Origin of the sequence: Streptomyces sp. NPDC093598, assembly GCF_044764825.1 — a bacterium.
Classification (GTDB): domain Bacteria; phylum Actinomycetota; class Actinomycetes; order Streptomycetales; family Streptomycetaceae; genus Streptomyces.
Map to the genome: position 1 here is coordinate 37,140 of NZ_JBIWIV010000006.1, position 18,027 is coordinate 55,166.

The window sequence follows — 18,027 nt, forward strand, 5'->3', positions numbered from 1 at the left end:
TCACAGGAAACGGGGAGAATCCGATGAGAGGTCGTTCCTTCTTCGCCGCGGCGGCGATCGCGCTCGGCACGCTCGCGATGAGCTCGGCACCGGCCCAGGCCGGCTACAACGACGGCCGCTGTGACAGCGGTGAGCTGTGCATGTACTACCACTCGACCCAGTACGGCGCGTCGTCCTACGTCGACTACTACGACGAGGAGCCGAGCCACCACGACGACGTGTTCCGTTCCACCGGTGCGGGCAAGGGCCAGGTCGTCGGCAACAACGCGTCGTCCGCGAAGTGCGAAGGCACCCGCTACAACTACGCGATCTTCTTCAACTCCAACTTCAACGGGCAGCGGCACAACCACACCTGCGACGGTGTGCGCCGCAACACCCCGGGCTGGCTGCAGAACAACAACGCCTCCAGCTACGAGCCCTTCTAGGACGCGGACGATCCCATGCCGCGCAGTACCACCGCACGACGGCTCGGGGCGGCGCTCGTGTGCGCCGCCCTCGGGCTGACCGCCTGCTCCTCGGGCTCCGGGGACGACGACACGCCGGGCTCCCGCTCCAGTGCGGCCCCGCCGGTCGACTTCAAGAACCCTCCGGAGGTCAGCGCCACGCCGAGCATGGCCGCCTCGGTCAATCTCGAACTGCCGCTGGAGGCGTACGCCTGGACCGACGCCGAGCTGCGCACCAAGCGGCAGGGCGAGGACCTGCTCGCCGCCGCGTGCATGCGCGACTTCGGCTTCGACCTGGAACCCCGGCCGCCCTACCGGGGCGACAAGGCCCTGCGTGACGCCAACCGGTACGGGGCGTCCGACCCGGACAAGGCTTCCCGCTTCGGCTACCACCTGGACCCCGCCGCCCGCGGACCCAGGCCACCGAGGGAGAACTACTCCGGCGCCGAGTCGCTCGTGCTGTTCGGCCCGAAGGAGGGGCAGCCCGCCCAGGCGAAGCAGAACGGCAAGGCCATCCCCAAGGGGGGTTGCTGGGGCAAATCCCTGCGCGACCTCGCCTCCAAGGGGCCCAAGGTCCACCCGGACCAAGAGGAGTTCGCCGACCAGCTCGCCGGCTTCACCTACCAGGAGTCCCAGAAGGACTCCCGGGTGAAGAAGGCGTTCAACGCCTGGTCCGCCTGTATGAAGAAGCGGGGCTACTCCTACTCCTCCCCGATGGCCGCCGTCGAGGACAAGCGGTTCACCAAGTCGGCCGCCGCCTCGGCCGAGGAGATCCGCGTCGCCCAAGCCGATGTCGCCTGCAAACGCGAGAACAATGTGATCGGCGTCTGGTACGCCGTCGAGGTCGCGTACCAGGAGCGGGCCATCGAGAAGAACGAGCAGTTGCTGAACACGCTGAAGGAACGCAAGAGCTCCATCCTGAAGGCCGCGGCCGCCGCCGGGGCCCGCTGACCCGACGGGACCCACACATGCGGCTCGCCCGTGCCGGTCTGGTCCTCCTCGTCGCCGCCGTCGTCACGTCGTGCGCGTCCCCGGAACCCTCCGGGCACGCCCGCCCGACGGGCGCAGCGGCGAGCGGGGACGCCACCGCCGGTCCGCCCCGGATCACCCTTCCACTCGACCCGTACCAGGTGTCCGACGAGGACTTCGGCACCGTCTCGCGCGCCCTCGCGGAACTCACCGACCGGTGCATGCGACGCCAGGGCCTCACCTACGAGGCACCGGCACCGCAGGACACCGCCGCCACGTCCCCCACGGGACACGAGCGCCGGTACGGCATCACCGTGCTGGAGTCGGCCCGCCGGCACGGCTACCACCTGGCCGGCGCACCCGCCCAGGAGCCGAAGCAGCCCAAGCGCTCCAAGGCCTACCAACGTGCCCTGACCGGTACGGGCGAACCGCTGGGCGGCCCGGGCGAGTTCGACGACGGCTGCACCGGCGAGGCACACCGGAAGCTGGAGTCCGGGATCGACATGGAGGCCGTCGACCTCCCCCAGTGGTACAAGCGCGACTCCTTCCAGCGCTCCCTGGACGACCCCCGGGTCAAGGCCGCCTTCGGCGCCTGGTCCCGGTGCATGGCCGAGGCGGGCCACCGCTTCGCCACCCCGCTGGACCCGCCCGCCGACCCCGGCGTCATGGGCCGGACGGTGACGGAGCACGAGCAGTCGGTGGCCGTCGCCGACATCACCTGCAAGCAGCGCACGGGGCTGGTGGGCGCGTGGCAGCAGGTGGAGAGCGCGCTCCAGCGGAGCACCGTCACCTCTCGCGCCGCACAGCTGAGGAAGGCACGCGCGGAGGCCGCGAGGCTCGTCGCGCGCGCCGACAGGATCCTCGCGGCCGACGGCGGATGACCGCCGGGACCAGCCGCGAGTACGCACTCACGAAAACGAGGGACCTCACATGAACCGATGGGCCACGCTCGCCACCGCCGGTGCCGCGGCGCTCACCTCCGTGCTCGGCTTCTCGGGCACCGCGTCCGCCGCCAACGGCGTGTGCTCCGTCCAGGAGACGTGCTTCTACTTCAACTCCAACACCTCGGGCTCGATGATCGACTACGAGGGCGACCAGTACACCCACCACGACGACTACTTCATCACCTCGGGCAACGGCCAGAACCAGGTCGTCGGCAACAACGCCGCGTCCCTGTTCTGCAACATGGGGCCGCTGTTCACCTGTCAGACCTACTTCAACTCCGGCTACTCCGGCGACTCGTTCAAGACGCTCGGCGGCAAGCGCGTCAACCTGCCGTCCTGGCTGAAGAACAACAACGCCTCCAGCGAGTCCTACTACTCCGGCGGCTGCAGCGGCCCGGGCTGCTGATCACCGCGCACACCGGCGTCCGCGTACACCATGGGCCCCCTCCCCGGACGGGAAGGGGGCCCATGGCCACGTCAGGTCAGGTCAGGTCAGCTCGCGGCGGCGTCCGCGCGCACCGCGGGGCGCCGGGAGGCGATGACCTTCCTCGCCAGCGCCCGCGGGCTGGTCAGGAAGCCCCAGCCCCACGACATGTGCATCGTGGCCAGCGCCACGGGGATCTGCAGCCGGGCCTTCAGCGGCAGGCCCTTGCCCGCCGGAACCGAGCCGAGCAGGATCGCCGCGAGATAGCCGCCGGGCACCACGAAGCCCCACGGCGTCAGCAGGGCGCCCACCACGATCCCGGCCCCGATCGCGCACACGGCGGTCGGCGGGGCGAGGTAGCGCAGGTTGATCGAGCCCTCGTGGAAGCGGGCGACCACGTGCCGCCAGCGGCCGTAGTCCTTGTACTGCTTGGCGAGCGCCTTCACGCTGGGCCGCGGCCGGTACGACACCTTGAGTTCGGGCGAGAACCAGACCAGCCCGCCGGCCTCACGGATGCGGAAGTTCAGTTCCCAGTCCTGGGCGCGGATGAACTCCACGTTGTAGCCGCCCTGCTGTTCCAGCGCCTCGCGCCGGAACACACCGAGATAGACGGTATCGGCCGGACCCGCCTGCCCGCCGGTGTGGAAGGCGGCGTTGCCGACCCCTATCTTCGAGGTCATCGCGGCGGCGACCGCGTGCTCCCAGTCGTTCTCGCCCTCGGCGTGCATGATGCCGCCGACGTTCTGCGCGCCGGTCTCCTCCAGGAGCCGGACGGCGGTCGCGATGTAGTTCGGCGAGAGCATGCCGTGCCCGTCGACGCGGACGACGATCGGGTGCCGGGAGGCGTTGATCGCCGCGTTCAGCGCCGCGGGCGTACGGCCGGTGGGATTGGGGACGGTGTGTACGCGCGGGTCGTCGGCCACGAGCTCGGCGGCGATCTCGTCCGTGCGGTCCGTGGACGGACCGAGGGCGATCACGACCTCCATCTCGCCGGCGTACTCCTGCGCGAGGATCGCTTGGACTGCTCCCCGCAGATGCCGTTCCTCGTTGAGGACGGGCATGATCACGGAAACGGCGGGGAGCCGCACGTCGGGATTGGCGTTCATAGGGGGCTCACGTTACCGCGAACGGGGGACACCGGTGCGCGCCGCCGGGGCGGTACCGCGGGCCGCAGATCGTATCGGCCTACGGTGTCACGGATCCCACGTACGGCCGTCGTCCGGAGGTGTCCTCATGCCCACGCCGCCGCGGTCCCCTCGGTCCACCGCCGCACCCCAGCGCCGCCCGCAGCCCCCCTCCCCCCGCCGCGCTCCGCGCCGGCCCGCCCCGCCCGCGCGCAGGCCGCGCTGGGGCGTGCGGGCCGTCACCACCCTGTCCGTGGTGGTGCTCGCCTCCGCCGGTATCGGCCACGCGGTGATGACCAGCCTCGACGCGGACATCGCCCGGGTCGACCCCTTCAAGGACATGAAGAACCGGCCGCAGGCGGGCCACGGCATGAACGTCCTGCTGGTGGGCACCGACGGCCGGGAGCAGATCAGCGAGGCGGAGCGCCGCAGGTACCGGCTGGGCGGCGCCCCCTGCCACTGCACCGACACGATGATGATCGTGCACATCTCCGAGGACCGGGAACGGGCGAGCGTGGTGAGCCTGCCGCGTGACTCGTACGCGGTGACGCCCCCGCACACCGACCGTACGAGCGGCGAGCGGCACCACGGGCACCCCATCAAGCTGAACGCGGCGTACGCCGAGGGCGGGCCGCAGCTGACGGTGCGCACGGTCGAGAACATGACGAAGGTGAAGATCGACCACTACCTGGAGGTCGACTTCACCAGCTTCATGAAGACGGTGGACGTGGTCGGGGGCGTGCAGATCTGCACCGCCGCTCCCCTGAGGGACAGCTACACCGGCCTGAACCTGCCGGCGGGCCGGCACACGCTCGCGGGCGGGCAGGCGCTCCAGTTCGTCCGCGCCCGCCATGTCGACGGGGCCTCCGACCTGAGCCGCATGAAGCGGCAGCAGCGCTTCATGGCGGCACTCGTGACACGGCTCACCTCGTCCGGGGTCCTCCTCAACCCGATGAAGTTCCGGGACGTGACGCGGGCGGTACTCGGCTCGGTGCGGGCCGACAAGGGCTTCGGCACCGACGAGATGCTGGACCTGGGCCGCGCCATGCGGAACTTCTCGCCCTCCTCCTCCGAGTTCACGACCGTCCCGATCGGGCGGATGGCGTACGCGGTGAAGGGCGTCGGCTCCACGCTGAAGTGGGACCCGGTGAAGTCGGAACGCCTCTTCCGCGCCCTGCGCAAGGACCAGCCGCTGTCGGTGCAACGGCCGCCCGGTGCGGCCCGGGTGGTCCCGGTCGCGCCGCAGCAGATCCGCGTCCAGGTGGAGAACGGCACCCGCACACCGGGCCTGGGCCGCCGGGTGGACGCGGCCCTGGCGTCGACGGGCTTCCGCACGACACGCGCCCCCGTGAACGCCGCCACCCGCGACGTGAAGCGCACGGTCGTCGCCTACGACCCCCGCTGGGACCGCTCGGCCAAGTCCCTCGCGGCCGCCCTGCCGGGCAGCGAGCTGCGGGTGGTCCAGGGCCTGGGCCCGACCCTGAAGGTGATCGCGGGCACCGACTTCGCACGCGTTCACAAGGTGCGGGCCGAGGAGACGGGGCAGGGCGAGTCCGGGGTGGTACGGGGCGACGAGGTGGCGTGCGGCTAGGGGGTGTCCGCAAAGTCGCGTCGTTCGCCCGGAGGGCGGGCCGCGGGGCAGGCAGGACTTCGCGGACACCCCCTAGCAGTTCGGCCGGCCCGGGTCAGTCCTCGAATCCCTCCGCCGCCCGCTTCTCCCGGAGGTCCATGATCGCCCGGCGGCGTGCCAGGCGGTGGGTGCGGCGGATCTGGGCCTCCTGGTAGCGGCGCTTGTCGCGCTCGGTCTCCGGGAGGACCGGGGGGACCCGGCGGGGCTTGCCGTCGGCGTCGACCGCGGCGAAGACGAGGTAGGCGGAGCCGACCTGCGTGGGCGGGGCGGACTCGTTCCAGCGTTCGGCCAGGACCCGGACACCGACTTCCATGGAGGTGCGGCCGGTCCAGTTGACCTGGGCCTTGACGTGAACGAGGTCACCGACGCGGACCGGCTCCAGGAACGCCATCTCGTCCATGGAGGCGGTGACGGCCGGTCCGCCGGAGTGCCGTCCGGCCACGGCTCCCGCCGCGTCGTCGACCAGCTTCATGATCACCCCGCCGTGCACCGTCCCCAGAAGGTTCGTGTCGTTGTGGGTCATGATGTGGCTGAGGGTGGTGCGGGACGCCGAAGTCGGCTTGCCCGGGATTTCCGGACTGCCGGTTTCCGCAGCTGGGGCCTGGTCTGTCATGGCCCCCACCTTATGCCGAGGCGGCATGAGGGGGATTTGTGTCAGCTTCGCCACAGCCGTGCTCTGATTTTCCGACGACTCTTGTATGGCGTACTACCCGGACCTGCACACTGGGGCGCATGAATGATTGGCCCGAGGGATTCCCCGCCGACAACCGCGGCAGCCGCTACGGACGCGGCAGCTCGAGCGCACAGCCCGAGAGCGCCCGTGTCATGCGGCAGGTCCGCCGCGGTCCGGCGGCATCACCCGGGCAGGCGGGATACGGCGGCGCCCCGCCGTACGGCGGGGGAGTACCGCAGCAGCCCTCCTACGTCGACGGCGGCGGCCACGGCCCCGGCGACGGCTACGACAGCGGCTACAACACCGGCCAGGTCTACGGCTCCCCCGGGGGCAGAGGCCCCGGCGGTCCGGGCGACGGCCTGTACGAGCCGCGTCCCGCGCCGAACTGGCGCCGCCGGATCAAGGTGACGGCCATCACGGTGGTGACGCTGCTGGTCGTGACGAGCGTCGGCACGTACTTCTGGGCCGACTCCAAGCTCAACCGCGACGTCGACCTGTCGAAGGTCATCGACCGTCCCGAGGCGGGCGAGGGCACGAACTACCTGATCGTCGGCTCCGACAGCCGCAAGGGCATGTCGGCCGAGGAGAAGAAGAAGCTGCACACCGGGTCCGCCGAGGGCAAGCGCACGGACTCGATGATGATCCTGCACACCGGCGGCGGCGCCCCGACCCTGATCTCGCTGCCACGCGACTCGAACGTCACGATCCCGTCGTTCAAGGGCTCCGACTCCGGCAAGCTCTACCCGGCCACGGGCCGCCAGACGAAGCTGAACGCGGCCTACTCCGAGGACGGCCCGGAGCTGCTGGTGCGCACGGTGGAGGCCAACACGGGCCTGCACATCGACCACTACGTGGAGATCGGCTTCGCCGGCTTCGCGAACATCGTGGACGCGGTCGGCGGGGTCGAGATGGACATCCCGCAGGACATCAAGGACACCAAGTCCGGCGCGGACCTCAAGAAGGGCAGGCAGACCCTCAACGGCGAGCAGGCCCTCGCCTTCGTCCGCACCCGCTACGCCCTCAAGGGTTCCGACCTGGACCGGACGAAGAACCAGCAGAAGTTCCTCTCGGCCCTGGCCAACCAGGTAGCCACTCCGGGCACGGTCCTCAACCCCTTCAAGCTGTACCCGACCATGAGCGCCGGCCTGGACACCCTCGTGGTCGACAAGGACATGAGCCTGTTCGACCTGGCGTCCATGTTCTGGGCGATGAAGGGCGTCAGCGGCGGCGAGGGCAAGTCGATGAACATGCCGATCGCCGGCAGCACCCCCAACGGCAACCTCCAGTGGGACACCGCGAAGGTGAAGACGCTGGTGAACCAGCTGAAGAACGACGAGACGGTCACCGTCTCGGGCAACTGAGCGCGGCACAGCGCGGCGGGTCAGGAAGGAAGGGGGCACCCGAGCGGGTGCCCCCTTCGCCGTGCGGCGGTGCTCACATCGTGGCGGCGGACATCGACCGGCACGTGTCGGCGCAGCGGCGACACGCCTCCGCGCACCGCATCATCTGGGCGTCGTCCGGCATGGACATACACGCCTCGGCGCACATGTCACAGGCCCGGGCGCACATCGCGCACATCTCGGCCATGAGGGGCGAGCGGCGCATCATCATGTCGGCGCACATACGCGTCATCTCGGCGCAGTCCATGACGGCTCGCATGATCTGCATCTGGGCCTGGCCGCCCATCTGCAGGCAGGAGCTCATGGTCTCCTCGCAGACGCTGTGGCAGGTCATGCAGGCCTGGACGCAGTCCTGCATCTCCTTGCTCAGCGGGGTCGTGGTGGCGGGCTGCTGGGTCATGACGTCCTCCCGGGGGCGGCGGGAGCCGCGGATCGGCGCCCGCTCCTTTCGTCCTACGCCTGTGGCCCCATGAGCACCACAGGTAGGACCCGCCCGCGTGCGGCCTCCTCTCCTGTGAGGCACGACTCACCGCGTTCTGCGTGAATCCTCGGGCAGCGGCAAAAAGGTTCTGCAGGCGCGCCGGAGGCCCGGCGCCGCCGGGCCGGGGGCGGCGAGCGAACCATGCAGCAGGGGGGAGACCCACACATGACGCAGCAGATGTACGACGAACGGCGGGCGCCGGAGACGAGAGGGCCGGAGGGGCAGAAGCAGCGGCTGCGCAGGCGGCTGGAGCGGCTGATCGGCATCGCCGCGACCGAGGGCAACGAGCTCGTGCCGCTGCGCAACGGCGACGAGATCTTCCCCGCGATGCTGGCCGCCATCCGCGCCGCCGAGCACACCGTCGACATGATGACGTTCGTGTACTGGCGCGGCGAGGTCGCCCACGAGTTCGCCGCCGCCCTGGCCGAGCGGGCCCGTGCGGGGGTCCGGGTGCGGCTGCTGCTGGACGGCTTCGGGGCCAAGGAGATAGAGCGGGACCTGCTGGACGCCATGGACGAGGCCGGCGTCCAGGTGGCCTGGTTCCGCAGACCCACGCGCCTGTCGCCGATGCGGCAGAACCACCGCTGCCACCGCAAGGTGCTGGTCACCGACGAGCACACGGCCTTCACCGGAGGCGTGGGGATCGCGCAGGAGTGGTGCGGTGCCGCCCGGAACCCGGACGAGTGGCGCGACACCCACGTACAGGTCCGCGGCCCCGCCGTGGACGGCATCGCCGCGGCCTTCGCCCAGAACTGGGCCGAGTGCCACGACGACCTCTACGACGACCACGACCGCTTCACCGCCCAGGAACAGCCGGGACGGGCCACGGTCCAGGTCGTGCGGGGCTCGGCCTCCTTCGGCTGGCAGGACATGCAGACGGTCCTGCGGGTCCTGATCACCTCGGCACAGGAGCGCCTGCGGGTGGCCACGGCCTACTTCGCCCCCGACACCTACTTCATCGACCTCCTGGCCGCGGCGGCGCGCCGCGGGGTCCGGGTCGAGATCCTGCTGCCCGGCCCGCACACCGACCAGCGGGCGTGTCTGCTGGCCGGGCGGCAGCACTACCAGACGCTCGTCGACGCCGGCGTGGACGTGCGGGAGTACCAGCCGACCATGCTCCACACGAAGATCGTCACGGTGGACGGGGTGTGCTCCCTCATCGGCTCGACCAACTTCAACCGCCGCTCCATGGAGCACGACGAGGAGGTCGTCCTGGCCGTCCTCGACGAGGACTTCACCGCGGCGCTGGACGCCGACTTCGACGCCGACCGGAAGCGGAGCGAACCGATCGACCCCACCCGCTGGAAGCGGCGCCCCCTGCCGATGCGCCTCGCTGAGGCTGCGGTCACCCCGATCCGCCGCTTCCTGTGAGAACTCCGGGGACCGGAGCTTCCCGGCCCCCGGAGAGCGGCTACGGCAGGTTGCGCGCCATGACGATGCGCTGGACCTGGTTCGTGCCCTCGTAGATCTGTGTGATCTTGGCGTCGCGCATCATGCGCTCCACCGGGTAGTCGCGCGTGTAGCCGTACCCGCCGAGGAGCTGGACGGCGTCCGTCGTGACCTCCATCGCCACGTCCGAGGCGAAGCACTTGGCCGCGGCGCCCAGGTAGGTGAGGTCGGCGTCGACGCGCTGGGAGGCGGCGGCGGCCTGGTAGGTCAGGGCGCGGGCGGCCGAGATCTTCATGGCCATGTCTGCGAGCATGAACTGGATGCCCTGGAAGTCGGCGATCGGCTTGCCGAACTGCTTGCGCTCCTGGACGTAGCCCTTGGCGTAGTCGAGGGCGCCCTGGGCGATGCCGAGGGCCTGGGCGGCGATGGTGATGCGGGTGTGGTCGAGGGTCTTCATCGCCGTGGCGAAGCCGGTGCCCTCCTCGCCGATCATGCGGTCGGCGGGGATGCGGACGTTGTCGAGGTAGACCTCGCGGGTCGGGGAGCCCTTGATGCCGAGCTTCTTCTCGGGGGCGCCGAAGGAGACGCCCTCGTCGGACTTCTCGACGACGAAGGCGGAGATGCCCTTGGAGCGCTTGGCCGGGTCGGTGACGGCCATCACCGTGTAGTACTCGGACTCGCCGGCGTTGGTGATCCAGCGCTTCACGCCGTTGAGGACCCAGTGGTCGCCGTCGCGGACGGCCTTGGTCTTCATGCCGGCGGCGTCGGAACCGGCGTCCGGCTCGGAGAGGCAGTAGGAGAACATGCCGTCGCCCTTGGCGAGCGGGGTCATGTACCGCTTCTTCAGGTCCTCGGAGCCGGAGAGGATCACCGGCAGCGAGCCCAGCTTGTTCACGGCCGGGATGAGGGAGGAGGAGGCGCAGACCCGGGCGACCTCCTCGATCACTATGACGGTGGCCAGCGCGTCCGCGCCGGAGCCGCCGTACTCCTCGGGTACGTGCACGGCGTGCAGGTCGTTCGCCACCAGCGCCTGGAGGGCCTCGCGCGGGAACCGGGCCTCCTCGTCCACCGCGGCGGCGTGCGGCGCGATCTTCGCCTCGGCCAGCGAGCGGACGGCGTCACGGAGCATGTCGTGCTCCTCGGACGGGCGGTACAGGTCGAAGTCAGCCGATCCGGCCAAGGTCTTCACGCTCCAAAACGCTGCGATGCTGACGCTAACTACCGTTAAGTAATCAAAAGTTTATGGGGTCGCCCACCGGAGTGATACGTGAGCTAGGCGACAAGGGAGAAGTTGCCCGGTGAAGCGCGCCGCCATGCCCCGGCTATGCTCGGGCGCGCACCACATGCCGTAGACCCCTGGAGCACCCATGGCCCTGAAGATCACCGTGATCGGCACCGGTTATCTCGGCGCGACACACGCGGCGGCCATGGCCGAGCTGGGCTTCGAGGTGCTCGCCCTCGACGTCGTGCGCGAGAAGATCGAGAAGCTGGAGCGGGCCGAGGCCCCGATGTACGAGCCGGGCCTCGAGGAGTTGCTGCGCCAGCACGTCGCCGGCATCGAGGGTTCCAGCGGCCGGCTGCGCTTCACCCAGGACTGGGCCGAGATCGGCGCGTTCGGCGATGTGCACTTCGTCTGCGTGAACACCCCGCAGCGGCACGGCGAGTACGCCTGCGACATGAGCTACGTCGACTCCGCGATCGCCTCCCTCGCGCCGCATCTGCACGGTCCGGCGCTGGTCGTCGGCAAGTCGACCGTGCCCGTGGGGTCCGCGGACCGCCTCGCCACCTACCTGGCCGCGCACGCGCCCGCCGGGGAGGACGCCGAGCTGGCCTGGAACCCGGAATTCCTGCGCGAGGGCTTCGCCGTGGACGACACACTGCACCCCGACCGCCTCGTGGTGGGCGTGCGCAGCGAGCGAGCCGAGAAGCTGCTGCGGGAGGTCTACGCCACGCCGATCGCCGAGGGCTCGCCGTTCGTGGTCACGGACTTCCCGACCTCGGAGCTGGTGAAGACCTCCGCGAACTCCTTCCTCGCCACGAAGATCTCGTTCATCAACGCCATGGCGGAGGTGTGCGAGGCCGCGGGCGGTGACGTCGCGAAGCTGGCGGAGGCCATCGGCTACGACGACCGGATCGGGAAGAAGTTCCTGCGGGCCGGGATCGGCTTCGGCGGCGGGTGTCTGCCGAAGGACATCCGGGCGTTCATGGCGCGCGCCGGTGAGCTGGGCGCGGACCAGGCGCTGACGTTCCTGCGGGAGATCGACTCGATCAACATGCGCCAGCGCGGGCAGATGGTGGAGCTGGCCCGGCAGGCGCTGGGCGGCGGGCCGTTCCTGGGCAAGCGGGTGGCGGTGCTGGGCGCGACCTTCAAGCCCGACTCGGACGACGTGCGGGACTCCCCCGCGCTCAACGTGGCGGGGCAGATCCACCTCCAGGGCGGCCAGGTCACGGTCTACGACCCGAAGGGCATGGACAACGCCCGCGGCGTGTTCCCGACGCTCGGCTACGCCGACTCGGCGCTGGACGCCGTGCGCGGCGCCGACATCGTGCTGCATCTGACGGAGTGGCGGGAGTTCCGCGAGCTGGACACCGAGGCGCTCGGCGAGGTCGCGGCGGCGCGGGTGATCCTGGACGGCCGCAACGCCCTCGACCCGGAGCGCTGGCGCAAGGCCGGCTGGACGTACCGGGCGATGGGGCGTCCGAAGGCCTGAGCGCGCGCGAACGCGGAGACAGGTGACGCCGGTTCGGCCGAGGCTCAGTCGGCCGAACCGGCGTCTTCGTGCATTCTGCACCACCCGGCCGTGAGGCGGGCCCCCTATCCCTCCTTGGCCCGGTAGCGGCGCATCTTCGCGCGGGCCCCGCAGACCTGCATGGAGCACCAGCGGCCGCGGCCGGCCGGGCTGCGGTCGTAGTAGGCCCAGTGGCAGTCGGCGGCCTCGCAGGCCTTGAGGCGGGTCCAGGTGCCGGCGACCAGGGCTTCGGCGACGGCGGCGGCCACGCGCGCGTGCAGGGAACGGTCGCCGGCGGGGGTCAGGGCGGCCGAGCCGTCCGCCGTGTCGACCGTGACGAGCAGCGGGGCGTCGGCCAGGAGGTCGCCGAGGGGGGTGACCTCGCGGTGCGGCGGGTGGCCGGCGTGGGCGAGCAGGGTCGCGCGCAGGGACTCGCGCAGGGTGCGGGCCCGGTCCGTCTCGTCCACGGTGATGCCGAGGCGCGCCCGGCCCTCGGGTGTGTCCAGCGCGTCGGCGCCGGACTCGATGTCCAGCGTGTTCACCAGGGCCTCGACCAGGGTCAGGCCGCCGGGCGCGGGCGATCTCTCCGTCATGGCTGGACCGTACCTCTCGCGATTCCCCTTGCGAGGTTACCGTCAATGGGGGAGCATGCAGTAACGGTTACTGGTTGCCCGCCTTTGTGGGTAACGGAGAATTCGAGGAGGAAGTCATGGCTCTCGCCAAGCTGGGTGTCGTCGTCCTGGACTGTCCCGACCCGCGAGCACTGGCCGGTTTCTACGCCGAGGTGCTCGGCGGCACGCCGACGGTGGAGACGGACGGGGAGGACGAGTGGGTCGACCTGAAGGTGCCGGGCGGCACACCACTGGCCTTCCAGGCGTCCCCCGGGTACGTGCCGCCGAAGTGGCCGTCCCCCGACGGCTCGCAGCAGTTCCACCTCGACCTCGTGGTGGACGACCTGGACGCGGCCGAGAAGGGCGTGCTCGCGCTCGGCGCGAAGCCGCTGGACGCGGAGGACCGGGAGCGGACCTTCCGGGTTTACGCCGATCCGGCCGGGCACCCGTTCTGCCTCTGCGCCTGCTGACACCCGGAGGTCTCATGCCCGCCGTGGCTCGCTTCCGTTCCGTGGTCGTCGACTGCCCCGACCCGCGCGAGCTGGCCCGCTTCTACGCGCAGGTCGGCGGTGGTACGCCGGAGGACGACGACCCCGAATGGGTGGTGCTGCGCGTCCCCGGCGGTCCCCGCCTCGCCTTCCAGCGCTCCCCCGGCCACACGGCGCCGGAGTGGCCGCGGGCCGACCGCAACGCCCAGCAGTTCCACCTCGACTTCGACGCGGGGTCCACCTGGGACGAGATCGACGCGGCCGAGGAGCGGGTGCTGGCGCTGGGCGCGCGGGTGCTGGACAAGGAGGACGACGAGAAGAAGGACTTCCGCGTCTACGCCGACCCGGCGGGGCATCCGTTCTGCCTGTGCCGGATCGAGCGCGGCTGATCCGGCCCGTTCGGCGGGCCCGCTACCCGTCCAGCTCCGAGATCGTCGCCGTCGACGGCTCCCGGCGGTGCTGGGCGGCGCGGGCCGTGAAGTCGGCACCCCGCAGGACGCGTTGGACGTTGCCCCAGGTCAGCAGGGCCACATCGGTCTCCTCCCAGCCGCGGCGCAGCAGTTCGGCGATCAGCCGCGGATAGCAGGAGGTGTCGCCGAGTTCCTGCGGGTGGGCGGCTCCGGAGTCGTAGGTGCCGGACAGTCCGACACAGTGCGCTCCGGCCACGGCGCGGATGTGGTCGAGATGGTCGGCGACATCGCGGACGGTCGGACCGGTCTGCTCGGCGGTCAGCGGCACCAGGCACAGCCCCTCGGCCGCGCCCAGCTCCGCCAGCAGGTCGTCGGGGAGGTTGGCCGGGTGGGGGCGGATGGCACGGGCGGCGGAGCGGCTGCACAGCACGGGCGCCCGGGACAGGCTCAGGACACGGCGGACGGTCTGGACGGAGGCGCCGGAGAGATCCACGATCACGCCGAGCCGGTTCATCTCCCGCACGACCTCCTCGCCGAACCGGGTCAGCCCCGCGTCGCTCGCCCAGGACACCCCGGTCAGGGTCAGTACGCGCAGGCCGAGCAGGTGCAGCTGACGCAGGATGCCGAGCGAGTCACCCAGGGCCGGGGCTCCGGCGGGGCCGAGGAGCACGGCGACGCGGCCGCAGTTGCGGGCGTCCGCGACCTGTCCGGCCGTGGAGGCCGGCCGCAGGCCCTCCTCGCAGGTCCGGACGACGGTCTTCGCCAGGTCCAGCTGCTCCAGCGTGGCGCCGACGGCCCGGTCGCCGTCGATGCCCTCGGGCAGGTGCAGCGACCAGAACAGCGCGCCCACATGGCCGCTGCGCAGCCGGGGCACGTCCGTGTCCACGGTGCTCTCGCCGTCCTCCAGGTCGTACCAGGACAGGCGCTTGAGCGCCCAGGGCAGTCCGTTGTAGCCGTCGGCGACGGGGTACGCGGCGAGGATGGCGTGGGCCCGGGTCATGGGCGCGTCGTCCGGGTCGGAGACGGGCTCGTAGGACTCCGCCGAGCCGAGGCCCTCGTCGGGGTACGGGCCGGCCGGCTCGTCGATCTCGCCGGCGGCCGCGACGGTGGGGCGCAGGTCGTCCTGGAGGTCTGCCATGGCGGCTCCGTACGGTCGTTCCTGAGGTACGGTCACCGTCGCACGGAGCGGGGAGCGGTTCCTGGTGGGCGGGGCGTTCGGAGTACGGCGCCGGCTTCGCGCGCAGGTGCCCTCAGCGCAGCCGGGCCGCCTCGTTGACCTCGTTGCGGGGTGTCCCGGGAGCGGACCCGGCCACCCCGCCCTCGACGCTCAGTCTGCGGACCCGTCCAGCGACTCGATCGTGGCGTTGGACGGCGGCCGGATCGCCTGGAGCCCCCGGGCCACGCCCTCCGCCGCGTCCAGGACCCGGACCGCGTTCTTCCAGGTCAGCTTGGCCAGATCGGCCTTGGACCAGCCGCGGTCGAGCAGTTCCGCGAGGAGGTTCGGGTAACCGGAGACATCGGCGAGGCCGTCGGGGGTGAAGGCCGTGCCGTCGTAGTCGCCGCCGATGCCGAGGTGGTCGATGCCGGCCGCCTCGCGCATGTGGTCCAGGTGGTCGGCGACCGTCGACACCGTGGCGACCGGCCGCGGGTGGCGCTCCTCGAAGGCGCGGTGGACCTTCATGGCCGGCGCGGTGGTGTCGAGGGGGTGGAAGCCGTGGACGCGCATGTTCTCGTCGGCCGCGGCCGTCCAGTCCACGGCCGCCTGGAGCACGAACTTCGGCACGAACGTCACCATCGCGACACCGCCGTTGGCGGGCAGCCGCTCCAGGACGTCGTCCGGGATGTTGCGCGGGTGGTCGCACACCGCGCGGGCGGAGGAGTGGGAGAAGATCACCGGGGCGGAGCTCGCGTCGAGCGCGTCCCGCATGGTCGTCGCGGCCACGTGGGAGAGGTCGACGAGCATGCCGAGCCGGTTCATCTCCCGGACGACCTCACGGCCGAACGCGGTGAGGCCACCGGCCTTCGGCTCGTCGGTCGCGGAGTCCGCCCAGTCGACGTTGTCGTTGTGGGTGAGCGTGAGGTAGCGCACGCCCAGCCCGTACAGGCCGCGCAGGGTACCCAGGGAGTTGGCGATGGAGTGGCCGCCCTCCGCGCCCATGAGCGAGGCGATACGGCCCTCCCCGCGCGCGGCCTCCATGTCGGCGGCGGTCAGCGCGGGGCGCAGGTCCCCGGGGTGGCGGGTCAGCAACTGCCGTACGCAGTCGATCTGTTCGAGCGTGTCCGCGACCGGGGCGGGCGAGTCCGTGCGGACGTACACCGACCAGTACTGCGCGCCGACCCCGCCCGCGCGCAGCCGGGGGATGTCGGTGTGCAGGTGGGCGCTCTGGTCGGCGGCGATGTCCCGGGCGTCGAGGTCGTAGCGGACCTGTGCGCGCAGTGCCCAGGGCAGGTCGTTGTGGCCGTCGACGACCGGGAACTCTCGCAGGAGTTCCCGGACCGCCTCCTGGGAGGGCATCGTCGTCACTTCCCCGCGCCGAAGCCGAAGCCGCCCGCGCCTTCGACCTTGGAGCGCAGGCGCTTGCCCTTCTCGGTGGCCTGGTCGTTGAGCTCCTGCTGGAACTCGCGCATCCGGCCGCGCAGGTCCTCGTCGTGCGCGGCGAGGATGCGGGCCGCGAGGAGGCCGGCGTTGCGGGCACCGGCGACGGAGACCGTCGCGACCGGGACACCGGCCGGCATCTGCACGATGGACAGGAGGCTGTCCATGCCGTCGAGGTACTTCAGCGGCACGGGCACACCGATGACCGGCAGCGGGGTCACGGAGGCCAGCATGCCGGGCAGGTGGGCGGCGCCGCCCGCGCCGGCGATGATCACCTTGAGCCCGCGGGCGTCGGCCTGCTCGCCGTAGGCGACCATCTCGCGCGGCATGCGGTGCGCGGAGACGACGTCGACCTCGTAGGCGATCTCGAACTCGTCGAGGGCCTTGGCGGCGGCCTCCATGACGGGCCAGTCGGAGTCCGACCCCATGACGATGCCAACAACAGGGCTCATTCGGTGATGGTGCCTCTCAGGTAGCCGGCAGCGTGACGGGCGCGCTCCAGCACGTCGTCCAGGTCGTCGCCGTAGGTGTTGACGTGACCGACCTTGCGGCCGGGCTTCACGTCCTTGCCGTACATGTGGATCTTGAGCTGGGGGTCGCGGGCCATGCAGTGCAGGTACGCGGAGTACATGTCCGGGTAGTCGCCGCCGAGGACGTTGACCATGACCGTCCACTCGGCGCGCGGACGCGGGTCACCGAGGGGCAGGTCCAGGACGGCTCGCACATGGTTGGCGAACTGGCTGGTGACGGCGCCGTCCATCGACCAGTGGCCGGAGTTGTGCGGGCGCATCGCGAGCTCGTTGACGAGGATGCGGCCGTCGCGGGTCTGGAACAGCTCGACGGCGAGGTGGCCGACGACACCGAGTTCCTTGGCGATGTTCAGCGCCATCCCGGAGGCCTCCAGCGCGAGGGCCTCGTCGAGGTCGGGCGCCGGGGCGATGACCGTGTCGCAGACGCCGTTGACCTGGCGGGACTCCACGACCGGGTAGGCGACCGCCTGGCCGTGCGGGGAGCGTACGACGTTGGCGGCGAGCTCGCGGAGGAAGTCGACCTTCTCCTCGGCGAGCACGGGGACACCGGCCTTGAACGGGTCGGCGGCCTCCTCGACGGAGTCGACGACCCACACGCCCTTGCCGTCGTAGCCACCGCGGACGGTCTTGAGGACGACCGGGAAGCCGTCGCCCTCGGCGGCGAAGGCCGCCACGTCCTGCGGGTCGCTCACGAGCCGGTGCCGTGGGCACGGCACACCGATCGCGTCGAGCTTCGCGCGCATCACGCCCTTGTCCTGGGCGTGCACGAGCGCGTCGGGGCCGGGGCGGACGGGGATGCCGTCCGCCTCCAGGGCCCTGAGGTGCTCGGTGGGCACGTGTTCGTGATCGAAGGTGATCACATCGCACCCCCGGGCGAACTCGCGCAGCGTGTCGAGGTCGCGATAGTCGCCGACGACGACATCGCTCACGACCTGCGCAGCGGAGTCCTGCGGGGTGTCACTGAGGAGCTTGAACCTGATGCCCAGCGGGATGCCCGCCTCGTGTGTCATACGAGCGAGCTGACCACCGCCGACCATGCCGACTACCGGGAATGTCACTCCCCCAGGGTATCGGCCGCGCCGGAGTGGCCGGTTTCCTGCCCCTCCCCGGTCCTGCCCGGACCATCTCCGGCCGTCCACCGGCGTCCGCAGGAAGATCGCGTGGGAGGGTGGTTAGCATGGCTGGA

The 18,027-nt window shown here is 71.2% G+C and carries 19 protein-coding genes; 10 read left to right on the forward strand and 9 right to left on the reverse strand.

Features of this window, described 5'->3' with window-relative positions; all coding sequences use genetic code 11:
* The first annotated feature begins 23 nt into the window (after positions 1-23).
* From ACIRDU_RS20170 to ACIRDU_RS20185, 4 genes are read left to right on the forward strand one after another with little or no spacing between them, the layout of a single operon-like run.
* Positions 24-425 carry a hypothetical protein gene (locus tag ACIRDU_RS20170; RefSeq protein ID WP_403581307.1) on the forward strand — a complete coding sequence of 134 codons (402 nt, stop codon included), beginning with the start codon at positions 24-26 and terminating at the stop codon, positions 423-425.
* Positions 426-440: 15 nt separating this feature from the next.
* A complete protein-coding gene (locus ACIRDU_RS20175) occupies positions 441-1,394 on the forward strand; it encodes a hypothetical protein (RefSeq protein WP_403581309.1) in 954 nt (317 codons plus the stop codon).
* Between the two features lie 17 nt (positions 1,395-1,411).
* Positions 1,412-2,293: a hypothetical protein gene (locus tag ACIRDU_RS20180; protein WP_403581311.1), complete on the forward strand. Its 882-nt coding sequence runs from the start codon at positions 1,412-1,414 to the stop codon at positions 2,291-2,293.
* A gap of 49 nt (positions 2,294-2,342) precedes the next feature.
* On the forward strand, positions 2,343-2,762 hold the full coding sequence (locus ACIRDU_RS20185; RefSeq protein WP_403581313.1) for a hypothetical protein: 420 nt from the start codon (positions 2,343-2,345) through the stop codon (positions 2,760-2,762).
* An 86-nt stretch (positions 2,763-2,848) separates the two neighbouring features.
* On the opposite strand, the gene ACIRDU_RS20190 is transcribed toward ACIRDU_RS20185, so the two are convergent.
* On the reverse strand, positions 2,849-3,886 hold the full coding sequence (locus ACIRDU_RS20190) for a glycosyltransferase family 2 protein (protein ID WP_403581314.1): 1,038 nt from the start codon (positions 3,884-3,886) through the stop codon (positions 2,849-2,851).
* Between the two features lie 127 nt (positions 3,887-4,013).
* Here ACIRDU_RS20190 and ACIRDU_RS20195 point away from each other — a divergent pair, with 127 nt between their 5' ends.
* Entirely contained in the window at positions 4,014-5,495 is a 1,482-nt protein-coding gene (locus ACIRDU_RS20195; protein WP_403581315.1) for an LCP family protein, read from the forward strand.
* A gap of 94 nt (positions 5,496-5,589) precedes the next feature.
* Here ACIRDU_RS20195 and ACIRDU_RS20200 read toward each other — a convergent pair whose 3' ends face one another.
* Positions 5,590-6,174: an acyl-CoA thioesterase gene (locus tag ACIRDU_RS20200; RefSeq protein WP_403581316.1), complete on the reverse strand. Its 585-nt coding sequence runs from the start codon at positions 6,172-6,174 to the stop codon at positions 5,590-5,592.
* A gap of 92 nt (positions 6,175-6,266) precedes the next feature.
* On the opposite strand from ACIRDU_RS20200, the gene ACIRDU_RS20205 reads away from it, so the two are divergent.
* Positions 6,267-7,568, forward strand: a complete 1,302-nt coding sequence (locus ACIRDU_RS20205) for an LCP family protein (RefSeq protein ID WP_403581318.1) — start codon at positions 6,267-6,269, stop codon at positions 7,566-7,568.
* Positions 7,569-7,641: 73 nt separating this feature from the next.
* Here the strand turns inward: ACIRDU_RS20205 and ACIRDU_RS20210 are convergent, their stop codons facing one another.
* Positions 7,642-8,007 (reverse strand): four-helix bundle copper-binding protein, encoded by a 366-nt coding sequence (locus ACIRDU_RS20210; RefSeq protein ID WP_403581319.1) that lies wholly within the window; start codon positions 8,005-8,007, stop codon positions 7,642-7,644.
* 258 nt (positions 8,008-8,265) lie between these two features.
* On the opposite strand from ACIRDU_RS20210, the gene ACIRDU_RS20215 reads away from it, so the two are divergent.
* The gene (locus ACIRDU_RS20215; protein WP_403581749.1) at positions 8,266-9,459 is read left to right on the forward strand and encodes a phosphatidylserine/phosphatidylglycerophosphate/cardiolipin synthase family protein; all 1,194 of its coding nucleotides are present in this window, start codon (positions 8,266-8,268) and stop codon (positions 9,457-9,459) included.
* A 40-nt stretch (positions 9,460-9,499) separates the two neighbouring features.
* Here the strand turns inward: ACIRDU_RS20215 and ACIRDU_RS20220 are convergent, their stop codons facing one another.
* Complete coding sequence (locus tag ACIRDU_RS20220) at positions 9,500-10,666, reverse strand: acyl-CoA dehydrogenase (protein ID WP_403581320.1); 1,167 nt, start codon at positions 10,664-10,666, stop codon at positions 9,500-9,502.
* Between the two features lie 178 nt (positions 10,667-10,844).
* On the opposite strand from ACIRDU_RS20220, the gene ACIRDU_RS20225 reads away from it, so the two are divergent.
* Positions 10,845-12,188, forward strand: a complete 1,344-nt coding sequence (locus tag ACIRDU_RS20225; RefSeq protein WP_403581321.1) for a UDP-glucose dehydrogenase family protein — start codon at positions 10,845-10,847, stop codon at positions 12,186-12,188.
* 104 nt (positions 12,189-12,292) lie between these two features.
* Here the strand turns inward: ACIRDU_RS20225 and ACIRDU_RS20230 are convergent, their stop codons facing one another.
* Complete coding sequence (locus tag ACIRDU_RS20230; RefSeq protein ID WP_403581323.1) at positions 12,293-12,799, reverse strand: CGNR zinc finger domain-containing protein; 507 nt, start codon at positions 12,797-12,799, stop codon at positions 12,293-12,295.
* Positions 12,800-12,915: 116 nt separating this feature from the next.
* Here ACIRDU_RS20230 and ACIRDU_RS20235 point away from each other — a divergent pair, with 116 nt between their 5' ends.
* Together ACIRDU_RS20235 and ACIRDU_RS20240 are read left to right on the forward strand one after the other, a co-directional pair.
* Positions 12,916-13,287 (forward strand): VOC family protein, encoded by a 372-nt coding sequence (locus ACIRDU_RS20235; protein WP_403581325.1) that lies wholly within the window; start codon positions 12,916-12,918, stop codon positions 13,285-13,287.
* A 14-nt stretch (positions 13,288-13,301) separates the two neighbouring features.
* Positions 13,302-13,694 (forward strand): VOC family protein, encoded by a 393-nt coding sequence (locus tag ACIRDU_RS20240; RefSeq protein WP_403581326.1) that lies wholly within the window; start codon positions 13,302-13,304, stop codon positions 13,692-13,694.
* A gap of 22 nt (positions 13,695-13,716) precedes the next feature.
* Here the strand turns inward: ACIRDU_RS20240 and ACIRDU_RS20245 are convergent, their stop codons facing one another.
* The 4 genes from ACIRDU_RS20245 to ACIRDU_RS20260 all read right to left on the reverse strand — a co-directional run bounded on the left by ACIRDU_RS20245 (position 13,717) and on the right by ACIRDU_RS20260 (position 17,899).
* Complete coding sequence (locus ACIRDU_RS20245) at positions 13,717-14,853, reverse strand: dipeptidase (RefSeq protein ID WP_403581327.1); 1,137 nt, start codon at positions 14,851-14,853, stop codon at positions 13,717-13,719.
* Positions 14,854-15,042: 189 nt separating this feature from the next.
* Positions 15,043-16,230, reverse strand: a complete 1,188-nt coding sequence (locus ACIRDU_RS20250; RefSeq protein WP_403581329.1) for a dipeptidase — start codon at positions 16,228-16,230, stop codon at positions 15,043-15,045.
* A gap of 5 nt (positions 16,231-16,235) precedes the next feature.
* On the reverse strand, positions 16,236-16,763 hold the full coding sequence (gene purE, locus ACIRDU_RS20255; protein WP_403581331.1) for a 5-(carboxyamino)imidazole ribonucleotide mutase: 528 nt from the start codon (positions 16,761-16,763) through the stop codon (positions 16,236-16,238).
* Positions 16,760-17,899, reverse strand: a complete 1,140-nt coding sequence (locus ACIRDU_RS20260; RefSeq protein WP_403581333.1) for a 5-(carboxyamino)imidazole ribonucleotide synthase — start codon at positions 17,897-17,899, stop codon at positions 16,760-16,762. The genes purE and ACIRDU_RS20260 overlap by 4 nt, the downstream gene beginning before the upstream one ends.
* Positions 17,900-18,027 lie beyond the last annotated feature (128 nt).